9 protein-coding genes are annotated in these 9,556 nt (G+C 67.5%); 4 read left to right on the forward strand and 5 right to left on the reverse strand.

Annotation, left to right across the window (positions count from 1 at the left end; all coding sequences use genetic code 11):
• Positions 1-141: 141 nt before the first annotated feature.
• From ACFYX0_RS45550 to ACFYX0_RS45565, 4 genes are all read right to left on the reverse strand, one after another.
• Positions 142-1,707 (reverse strand): protein kinase, encoded by a 1,566-nt coding sequence (locus ACFYX0_RS45550; RefSeq protein WP_388981121.1) that lies wholly within the window; start codon positions 1,705-1,707, stop codon positions 142-144.
• Between the two features lie 140 nt (positions 1,708-1,847).
• Positions 1,848-2,336, reverse strand: a complete 489-nt coding sequence (locus tag ACFYX0_RS45555; protein WP_388981124.1) for a hypothetical protein — start codon at positions 2,334-2,336, stop codon at positions 1,848-1,850.
• Between the two features lie 73 nt (positions 2,337-2,409).
• Positions 2,410-2,769, reverse strand: coding sequence for a nuclear transport factor 2 family protein (locus ACFYX0_RS45560; RefSeq protein ID WP_388981127.1), 360 nt, complete (start codon positions 2,767-2,769; stop codon positions 2,410-2,412).
• 25 nt (positions 2,770-2,794) lie between these two features.
• On the reverse strand, positions 2,795-3,580 hold the full coding sequence (locus ACFYX0_RS45565) for an SDR family oxidoreductase (RefSeq protein ID WP_388981130.1): 786 nt from the start codon (positions 3,578-3,580) through the stop codon (positions 2,795-2,797).
• Between the two features lie 99 nt (positions 3,581-3,679).
• On the opposite strand from ACFYX0_RS45565, the gene ACFYX0_RS45570 reads away from it, so the two are divergent.
• The 4 genes from ACFYX0_RS45570 (at position 3,680) to ACFYX0_RS45585 (ending at position 7,598) form a co-directional block, all read left to right on the forward strand.
• Entirely contained in the window at positions 3,680-4,198 is a 519-nt protein-coding gene (locus tag ACFYX0_RS45570; RefSeq protein WP_388981133.1) for a winged helix-turn-helix transcriptional regulator, read from the forward strand.
• Positions 4,199-4,534: 336 nt separating this feature from the next.
• Entirely contained in the window at positions 4,535-6,034 is a 1,500-nt protein-coding gene (locus ACFYX0_RS45575; protein ID WP_388981145.1) for an ISL3 family transposase, read from the forward strand.
• A gap of 32 nt (positions 6,035-6,066) precedes the next feature.
• The gene (locus ACFYX0_RS45580) at positions 6,067-6,663 is read left to right on the forward strand and encodes a nucleotidyltransferase family protein (protein WP_388981136.1); all 597 of its coding nucleotides are present in this window, start codon (positions 6,067-6,069) and stop codon (positions 6,661-6,663) included.
• Positions 6,664-7,358: 695 nt separating this feature from the next.
• The gene (locus tag ACFYX0_RS45585) at positions 7,359-7,598 is read left to right on the forward strand and encodes a hypothetical protein (protein WP_388981139.1); all 240 of its coding nucleotides are present in this window, start codon (positions 7,359-7,361) and stop codon (positions 7,596-7,598) included.
• Positions 7,599-8,168: 570 nt separating this feature from the next.
• Here ACFYX0_RS45585 and ACFYX0_RS45590 read toward each other — a convergent pair.
• The coding region (locus ACFYX0_RS45590; RefSeq protein ID WP_388981142.1) for an alkaline phosphatase family protein at positions 8,169-9,556 on the reverse strand (1,388 nt) is incomplete at its 5' end.

The following is a 9,556-nucleotide window of genomic DNA, read 5'->3' on the forward strand; positions in this document are numbered from 1 at the left end:
TCTCACTTCGGGCACCTTGGCCTCCGGATGGCAAGTCATCCAAGGCGCCAACCCCTCGCCCTAACCCAGCGATCCACAGGAATTGACAATTGCTCTGAAAGGTTGAGCATGTGACGGCAGGGCGGGCTTGGTCCTCGACTTCTAATGCGTCGGGCTTGGGCTGGGCGGTGCGCCGGTAGCGGCGCCGCCCTTCGAGGGCCTTGGTGATGGGGGCGCCGTGCCAGCGGTTGGCGCCGCCGCAGGTGTCGTCCGGCTCGGGCCAGCGGCCCCGGCTGCGGTCGGCACGGATCGTGGCGGCGGTGATGCCGATCCGGGCGGCCTCGAGCTCGCGGGCGGTGCAGAGGCGCTGCGGCTCGAGCTCGGGGCAGCCGCCGGATAAGAAGCCCCGAGTGTCCTAGAGACGGGTTGGGCATGGGATCCGGTTGCCGCAGCCGCAGGGTGGGACGCACCGAATGCCCTAGAGGGGGGCTGAGCCCCGTGAGATCGGGTGAGTGGGAGGGCACCGGGCCCGCTCTTGGCAGTCGCCGTATCGGAGGGCGGGTGCGAGGGGGTTTCGGCGGGCGTCGCTGCTGCCCGGTCGTCGCTTCCGCTAGTGCTCGATGTGACGGCAAGAGTCGCGCCTAGGGCCACGGAGAGGGCCAGGGCCGTACCCGCTGCCAGGCGACGGCTGTGGCGAGTGCCGCCGGGGAGGTTGCGCCGGGTGACTGCCGCCTCCTGAGAGCGTATGTGCTCTTCCGTTCCGGGGTGAGCGGCCAGCGGCGTCGCAAGGCGCGCCTCGGAGGGCGCCGAGAGCGGTAGGGGGTATGGATCAGGTCCGGCGTGCCGGGAGGCGAGGGCTTGCGCGCACTGCTCGGCGTCCGGGCGGGCCTCTGGGTCCTGGGCGGTCATGGCCCGCAGCAGGGCCGCGAGTTCCGAGGGGAGCCAAGTGGGGACTTCGGGTGGGCGGTGTAGGCGGGCGACTGTCGCTTCCAAAGGGGTGCCCTGGTACTCCAGTTCGCCTTTCAAGCACTCCAGCAAGACCAGGCCGAGCGCGTAGACGTCGGCGGCCGGCCCGATCCGCCTGCCCTCAACCTGTTCCGGTGCCAGATAGGCGGCGGTGCCTATCAGCACGTCCGCTGCCGTATGGCGGGTGGCGTTGGCCAGGCGCGCGATGCCGAAATCAGCCAGGTGAGGAGCACCGGCCGAGTCGAGGAGGATGTTCGACGGTTTGATGTCTCGGTGCACGACGTCGGCCCGGTGGACATAGGCCAGCACCCGCGCGAGGGCGGCGCCCACGTCTACCACACGCCTCTCAGGCAGCGCTCCACACGCCAAAAGGCTGCGCAGCGTGGGGCCCTTGATCAGTTGCATGACCAGGTAGGTGCGGTCGTCGTGGCGGCCGGCGTCGTAGACGGTGACCAGTCCCGGGTGCTGCAGGCGGGCCAGAAGGACGGCCTCCGCGGTGAGACGGTCCTCCGTCTGCGGGTCCGTGCCGGGCCGGAATACCTTGACGGCCACGGGCCGCCGAAGGCGCGTGTCAACGCCCTCGTACACGTCGGCCATGCCTCCCGATCCGATTCTCGCGCCCAACCGGTAGCGGCCGGAGAGGACTTCGGCGGGCTGCTCATCCGCTGGAACCGGCGCTGGCGTCGGCGGGGCTGCTGATTGGCGGGCCTTCATCTGGTTCTCCGTTGCTGTCACCGCGTACCGGACTCGGCTATGGGCCATGCTGCGAGGCGGGTACCCCCAGTCTGTGTCAGATATCAGGGCGACCGGGGCCAGGAGACACGAGCTTCCCAAGCTCAGGTCTCGTCCACACGACCGTTCAGATGGAAGAGGAGCCACTCAAGCCAAACTGCCGGTAGGCCCTACTCAGGTCTCCGCCTCGGACCGCTTCGCGCGTGGTCCGGAGGACTCGGGTCGGACAGGGCCGCTTCGGTGTACTGCGGCCCACGTCCGTTGGTGGTACCTGAGCCCCAGATCATGACAGCCACGAACAGGTCACGCAGGCCGTCGGCGTCATCACCAGCGTGGTCACGAAGACGGGCCAAGTCGCCCCGCTCGATGAGACGGTCACCGCCCGGCCCACTCGCAGATTCAACGCCGATATCGAGCACATGCGCCGCCCTGTGCGACGCCAACCGCGGGCGCCACGTTCCTGGACGGAAACGCACGGGCTTCTGTACGCATTCGCCGTAGCGGACACCGAGCCTTGATGGGGATCTTTGAATCTCCTCACCCTGTGCTGAGGATGGCCCCGGAGTTGCTCGCCTTGATTCCTCAGGCGTGCAAGTGCTGATCTGCGGGTGGATGCCGAACTTGAGGGCTGGTTCTTGGTCGGGTGGCTGGGTGGGCACGGGGGCTGGGACGGGGCGGTCTGGGGTGGGTGGGATCTCTCTTGTGGGGGGAACAGGTGGTGGGGGAGCGGGTTCAGGGTTCGATGGCGAGGTGTTCGATGAGGTCGTCGCGGAGCGTGAACCGATAGTGGAGATCGATGGTGCCGCCGGGGAAGTTGCCTTCGAGGTGGTGTATGGCGATGTAGTGGGCGGTGTCGGTCTGCTGGGCGTTCGTGAGTTGGATGGTGTAGGTGAATTCGGTGGCTGATCGGTCCAGCCACCGCTCGATCGCGGTGCTGCCCTGGTAGGTGTTGCCGTCGTCGATCACTGTGGCGTCGTCGGTGAACGTCGTGAGCGCGGTGGCGGTGTCGTGGGCGCGGTGCGCTGTGAGGTAGCGGGTGATCACCGCGGGCAGGTCGTCCGGGGTGATGGTCCGGGGCTGGTTGTCGTGCATGACGCTCCTGACGGTGGTGGCGGGTTCAGACGGTGGGGGTGGTGCCGCCGTCGATGACGTGTTCGGCGCCGACGATGGCCGAGGCGCGGTCGGAAACGAGGAAGGCGACGAGCTCGGCGACCTCCTCGGGCCGGTTGGGACGGCCGAGCGGGATGCCTCCCAGGGAGTCCATGAGCCGGCCCAGCGCCGCTTCCTGGCTGATGCCGGCGTCGCCGGCGATCCGGGCGACGAGGTTGTCCGCGGCCGAGGTCTGGACGAAGCCGGGCGAGACGGTGTTGACGCGGACGCCGTGCGGGGCGACCTGGTTGGCCAGGCCCTTGCTGTACGTGGTCAGGGCGGCCTTGGCGGCGGCGTAGGCCAGGGTCCCGTTCCACAGCGGCATGCGGCGCTGGATCGAGGTGACGTGCACGACCGCGCCCCTGCCCGTGGCGATCATGTGCGGGAGGAGTGCGCGGTCCAGGCGGACGGCGGCCAGCAGGTTCGTGTTCAGCTCCCTTGCCCAGTCGTCCTCGCCGAGCGCGGCGAATCCTCCTGCCGGTGCCTCGGAGCCGCCGAGGGTGCTGACCAGGATGTCGACGCCTCCCACGCGGGCGTCTACCTCGGAGGCGACGTGGGCGGCGCCCTGGGCGGTGGACAGGTCGGCGGTGATGAACGTCTTCTCCTCGACGTCGTCGGGGCGGCTGCGGGCGGTGACCAGCACGGTCGCGCCGGCCTCGGCGAGCCGTCGGGCGATCGCGGCTCCGGTGCCCTTGGTGCCGCCGGTGACCAGAGCGCGTCGGCCTTCGAGGGATTCGCTGATGGATGTGGTCACGTTGTGCTCCGTTCCCGGGCGCGGGTATGCGGGGCGCCGCTCCCGTCCCGACTGCTAAAATAGAACCTACTAACTTCGACTTTAGCAGTAACTGAGGGGATGGTCGCCGTGGCAAGCCGGATCAGGCTGGAGGACCGGGAGTGCCCGCTGTCCACGACGGTGGAACACGTCGGCGAGTGGTGGACACTGCTGATCCTCCACGACGCCTTCGACGGCTACACCCGCTTCGACCAGTTCCAGGAGAGCCTGGGCATCTCCTCCAGCATGCTCACCACCCGGCTGAAGACCCTGGTCGCGGACGGTCTGCTGGAGCGCCGGCCCTACCAGACCAGCCCCGTCCGGCACGAGTACGTACTCACCGAACTCGGGCGTTCGCTGCGCCCGGTGATCGTCGCCCTGGCCGCGTGGGGCAATGCCCGCCTCACGCCGACGGAGCGCAGCATGATCCTCGTCGACGCGCGCAGCGGCGAGGAAGTCGAGCCCGTCGTCGTCGACGCCAAAACCGGCCGCCGACTCGACGACAGCGCCGCCTACGTCTTCACCGCGGGCCCCGCAGCCAGCGACGCGATGCGCAGCCGCTACGCGACACGGCCGGCCATTCCCGCGGAAGAGGCGTAAGTCCGCCCGGAAGAGCCTCGTACAGCCTTGAGTAGGGCCGCGAGCACGGGCTGCACCTGACCACCCTCGCGGTACCGGCTTGTCGCCGGCGTGATACCTGCCAACCCTCCCCGGTCGTTGAGAACTGGATCAAGTGAGGCGGGGAGCAACACCGGTCGTTTCCAAGGCTCTGTCCGCAGTCTCGTGAAACCCCAGGTCAGCGAGGGGAACGAGGGATCGTTTCGGCAGAGTGTTTCTGGTGTGACGAGCAAGGCGATCGAGGCTGTGCTGTTTCCCGGGATCGATGTGCGAGTGGAGCGCGTCAGCGGCTCCTCCGACGTCCTGGTGGTGGATGCGGTGTCCACCGCTCGCCCGGGGCGGTGCCCGGACTGCGGGAAACAGGCGAGGCGCATACACAGCTCGTACCAACGGAACCTGCATGAAAGGCCGTTGGGTTCCCGCCGGGTCATAGTCCGGCTGCGGGTCCGCCGGTACTTCTGTGACCGGAAGAGCTGTTCTCGTAAGGCGTTCGTCGAGCAGGTGCTGGGCCTGTCCGAGCGGCACCGCCGCTCCAGCACCGGGCTGACAGGCTGGCTGCGGTCGATCGCGATCGAGCTCGGCGGCCGTCCCGCCGCACGGCTGTGCCGCCGACTGCGGCTGACCGCGGGCAAGACTCGGCTGCTCAGGCTGCTGACGGCGCCGAGGGTGTCGGACCGTGCGCCGCGGGTGCTGGGGGTGGATGAGTTCGCCTTCCGCAAGGGCTGCACCTACGGCACCGTGCTGGTCGACGTCGAGGCCGGCCGGGTCGTGGACGTACTGCCCGACCGCACCTCCGAAACGTTCGCGGCCTGGCTCACCCAGCATCCCGGAGCCGAGATCATCTGCCGGGACCGGGCCACCGCCTACACAAAGGCGGTCAAGGAAGCCGCCCCTCATGCCCTGGAAGTCGCAGATCGCTGGCACCTGCTGCAGAACCTGTCCGTCGCGGTGGAGAAGACCTGCCACCAGCACCGCGACTGCCTGCGCAAACGTGCCGAGGAGGAGACGGTGACCGAGGTGCCGGAGGCGCCACCGATGCTGTTACCGCCCGCGGAACTGCCCCGCACCCAGATCATCGAACGCACCCGCCACCGCTACGAGGACATCCACCGCCTGCTGGACAAACGCTGGACCATCAGCGCCATCGCCCGTCGTCTGAACCTCGACCGCAAGACCGTGCGCCGCTTCCGCGACACCGATCTCGACGAGCTGCTGGCCTCCGCCCGCGAGCGCCGCCCCAGTGGCGTCCTGGAACCGTTCAAGGCATACCTCAACGCCCGCTTCACCGAAGCGCAAGGCCAGGTCAGCGGCACCCGGCTGTTCCTGGAGATCCAGGCTCGCGGTTACCGCGGCAGCCGCCAGGTCGTCCGCAAACACCTCGCCGCCCTCCGCGCGGGCACCGCCGAACCGGTCCGGGCGGACATCCCGAGCCCTCGCAAGATCACCTCGTGGATCATGCGGCCGAGGGAGACACTGACCGGCAGCCAGGACGAGCGACTTCTTCAAGTCCGGCTCTCCTGTCCGGACATCACCCGGGCCTGCGATCTCGCTCGGGCGTTCGCCGACCTGGTCCGCCACCAGCGCGGATACTTGTTGCTGGAGTGGATCCGGCAGGCCGAGCAGGACGCGCCGAAGCCCATGAAGGGCTTCGCCGGCTTCCTCCGCCAGGACCTCGACGCCGTCACCGCCGGGCTGACCCTGCCCTGGAGCTCCGGCGTCGTCGAAGGGCATGTGAACCGGGTGAAAACGCTCAAGAGGGCGATGTATGGCCGGGCCTCGTTCGAACTTCTCCGGACGCGCATCCTCACCCAGCCGTGATGCTCGGGGAATGATCGTGGTAGGCAAGGCGGATGCTTGGCCGACTTCCTCTCATTGAGCAACTCGACGGATTGCGATCCGTGCTCTCCCAGAACGAGATCTTGACTGGCGTAATGACCAGGGCGGCAACACTGGAGTTGCCCGGCTGGTACGTGACGGCGGGCTGTCTGTTCCAGACGGTGTGGAACGTGGCCACCGGCAGGCCCCCGGCCAACGGCATCAAGGACTACGACGTCTTCTACTTCGACAGCAGCGACCTCTCCTGGGAAGCGGAAGATGCCGTGATCAAGGCGGGTCAGGAGGTGTTCGCTGACCTGCCGGCCGAGGTGGAGATCCGCAACGAAGCCCGCGTGCACCTTTGGTATGAGCAGAAGTTCGGGGTGCCCTGTCCGCCGCACGAGTCCACCGAGTCCGCGATCGACTGCTTCGCTGCGACGACGTGTTGTCTCGGCGTCCGGCTGGAACCCGATGGAGGGTGGCGCGTCTATGCGCCTCACGGGCTCTCCGACACGTTCAACCTTATCGTTCGACCCAACCCGGTCCTTGCTCCGAGGGAGGTCTATGAGACCAAGGCGGCCCGCTGGAAGAACGAGTGGCCGGAGCTCACCGTCCTGCCATGGCCAAACTGATGGCCTTCACGGAACTGCGGACAGAGCCGTTTCCAAGAATCCCCATCAGCCTTTGAAGCTGCTCCACCATGCTCCCCCCTGACCATGAGGGCGGCGTGCCGTGGGCCGTAGCGTATGGGAAGCCGACCATGAACGCACGTGAACGGCCTCGTACACGGCCCCTTGGAGCACCAACGGACACTGAAAGCCAGCCCGCGCGACGTGCTGTACCGACTCGCGCGGGCATGGAGCTTTCACACCGCTGGGTATGCGCCCTACCCACAGTGGGCGAGTGGAAGCAGAGCAAGCGCGGCTGGCCGACGGCGTCCGGAAGGCGTTGCCAGAACAAGACGCTGAAGGGCACTCACGCTGCTACCTACACCAAGGCGACTGGACGAAGCGCGGCCAGGCCCAACTGAAGAAGAGGGTGGGCAAGCGTCGCAAGAAGTAGGGCACGGTCGGGGGTGAGTGTCTAACTGCGTGACAACGCCGACGGACAACGGCGAACGAGCGCGAACGCGTACGGACCGTCGACGCAGGTGAGGAGCACACCAATCCCAGGCACAGCTCCCACCCAAGTTGCTTCGGGACGAAGAAGTCGTCGCCCGCGTCTCGCCGTACAGTGCCGCGGCCGCGGCTTGCTCTGAGTACGCGATGCTTGGGGTATGGCCCCTGAACCAAGCGCTGCTCCTTCGATGAACACTCACGTGAGTGCGATGACCGATGGAACCACCAGAGTCTTCACATGGGAGGAGGGTGCGCGCATCGAGGTCCGCAGCCTGGGCGAAGAGATCGTCATTGAGGCCAACGCTGCCGGGCTGAAGACCCTGGCCGACCACCTCCTCACACTCGCCCAGGACGGCACACCGGACGGTGCTCATCTCCACCTGGAGGAGAACAACGGGCTCGAAGAAGGCTCCGTAGGCCTGGTCTTGGAGAGGTGCGATGACGAATGATTCGTGCCAGACGCGTGCCAGATCGTACGGGGAACAGCGGGGAACCAGTCGACCTTCCTAAGCTGAGGGCTCAGGCATCGTCGTCACGTACGGCTTGCACCGGTCGACGGCATCGGTAGCGTGGCCGAGGGCGGTGGGGATGCAGCGAGGCATACGCGTGCGTGGTCGGTCGGTGCGCCCGCCGTCGTGGCTGACTGTCGCCGACTGAGGTTCAGGCAGGGCATTGAAGGTGTCGGCCGTAGTTGAGTACGCCGAGGCTGGGCTGTCCGAGGCCGCTCGACAGTGACCAAAGGCGACCAACGACGAGTACCAGGCACACGAGCCCACCGCTCCTGAGCAGGGAAAGCCCAGCTCCCCAAGATCCCCGACAAGACCCAGGGCAAGAAGAAGGGAGCAGTACCGAAGAAGCCCCTTACCTGCGGTTTCATCGCAAGGAGGGGCTCCTCACCGGGCTCGGGTTTGCCAGCAGGCCGTGGCACATCAGCACCTGACGCCCTCGAATGAGCTCGCGTGGACCGCACGCCGTTCTGCGTGCGGCCCACCCGAGCCGGGGTCACAGGTTGCCGAGGGTCAACGGACCGGCAGGACCTGTGTGTGGTCCTTCTGGACGGCCTGCAGGTTGTGGGGGTTCAGGCCCAGGAGGGACAGGATCGTCGGAGCGATCTGCGTGGTCTCGACCTGAGCAGACTTGACCACGCCGGCGGGGGTGCCTGCGCCGGTGATGACGAGCGGGACGTTCAGGTCGTCAGCGTGGGCGCCGCCGTGTTCGGCGATCTTCTTGGTGCCGCCCGTGTAGACCACGCCGTACTTGGCGATGCCGAACAGGTCCGGGACCCGGGCGTCACCGGGCTTGACGCCGAAGTACGCGGCCGCCTCCCTGCCCGCGTAGACCCTGCTGAGCCCGCCGTTCGTGAAGGACTTGGTGGGCTTGCCGTTGACGTCGGTGCCCGTACCGCTCTGCGACAGCAGGTACTGCTTGGCGAACGAGGTGGCCGCGGCGGAGCGGTCGTTCAGCCACAGCAACATGCCGTCGTCGTCCACGGAGTGCGCGACCAGATCGCCGGCGCCTGGGTGCTTCTTCTTCCAGGCGGCGTTGAGCCCGTCGAGCAGCGGACCGTCGTCAACGCGAGTCAGAGCCTTGGGGTCGGTGGGCGACTGGCCGTGCTTGGCCGACAGAACGATGTCCGTGCTGGTGGCCAGGCCCTTGGCCTGGATCTCCTTGACTATCGCGCCGACCTCGGTGTTGACGTAGTCGAGGTTCTTCTGCAGCAGCGGGCCGGGGAGGCCCTTGGAGGCGTAGCCGCCCTTGAGGCCCTCGGAGGAGGGCAACTTCTGCGCGGTGGAGACCGACTGGAAGTTCATGCCGAAGATCGCCGGGGTGCCGACCTTGTGACTGCCGCTGTGGTCGTAGCCGTCGATCTCGTTGAGGAGGGCCTTGACCTTGTACCTGTCGTACTGCTCGGTCGCCTTGTTGTCGGTGGTCCAGTCGTTCCCGGCCGGGTAGCCGTTGGCGTCGCTGTTGATCTCCGGGGAGAACTGGTCCTGGATGCCCGTACCCGAAGGGCCGTTGAGGATGTCGTAGGCGATGTGCTTGTCCGACCAGGCGGTGCGCAGGCCAGCCTGGCGGGCCACGTTGAAGACGGTGTTCACCTGCAGGTACGAGTGCGGATAGACCGGCTTGCAGGTCGTGGGGTCGACGGGCAGCTTGCTCGGGTCGAGCAGGCTCTGCGGCCGGCCAGTCATTTGAAGGATGCTGCCGGGCAGGTTCTTCAGGCCCTGGCCGGCATCGAGGGAGGCCTTGTTCTTGTCCATGTCTTCGGTCATGTCCACCTCGGCGCCGGGCTTGACGCCCTTGCAGTTGGCGGTGCCGGCCGGGAGCAAGGCGTGGTTGTACACGTCGTCGTAGTAGATGCCGGTGGTACCCGGGCCGCCGCCGGTGACCTGGGCGGTCATGCCGG

Source organism: Streptomyces sp. NPDC002573, from assembly GCF_042889625.1.
GTDB lineage: Bacteria > Actinomycetota > Actinomycetes > Streptomycetales > Streptomycetaceae > Streptomyces > Streptomyces gibsoniae.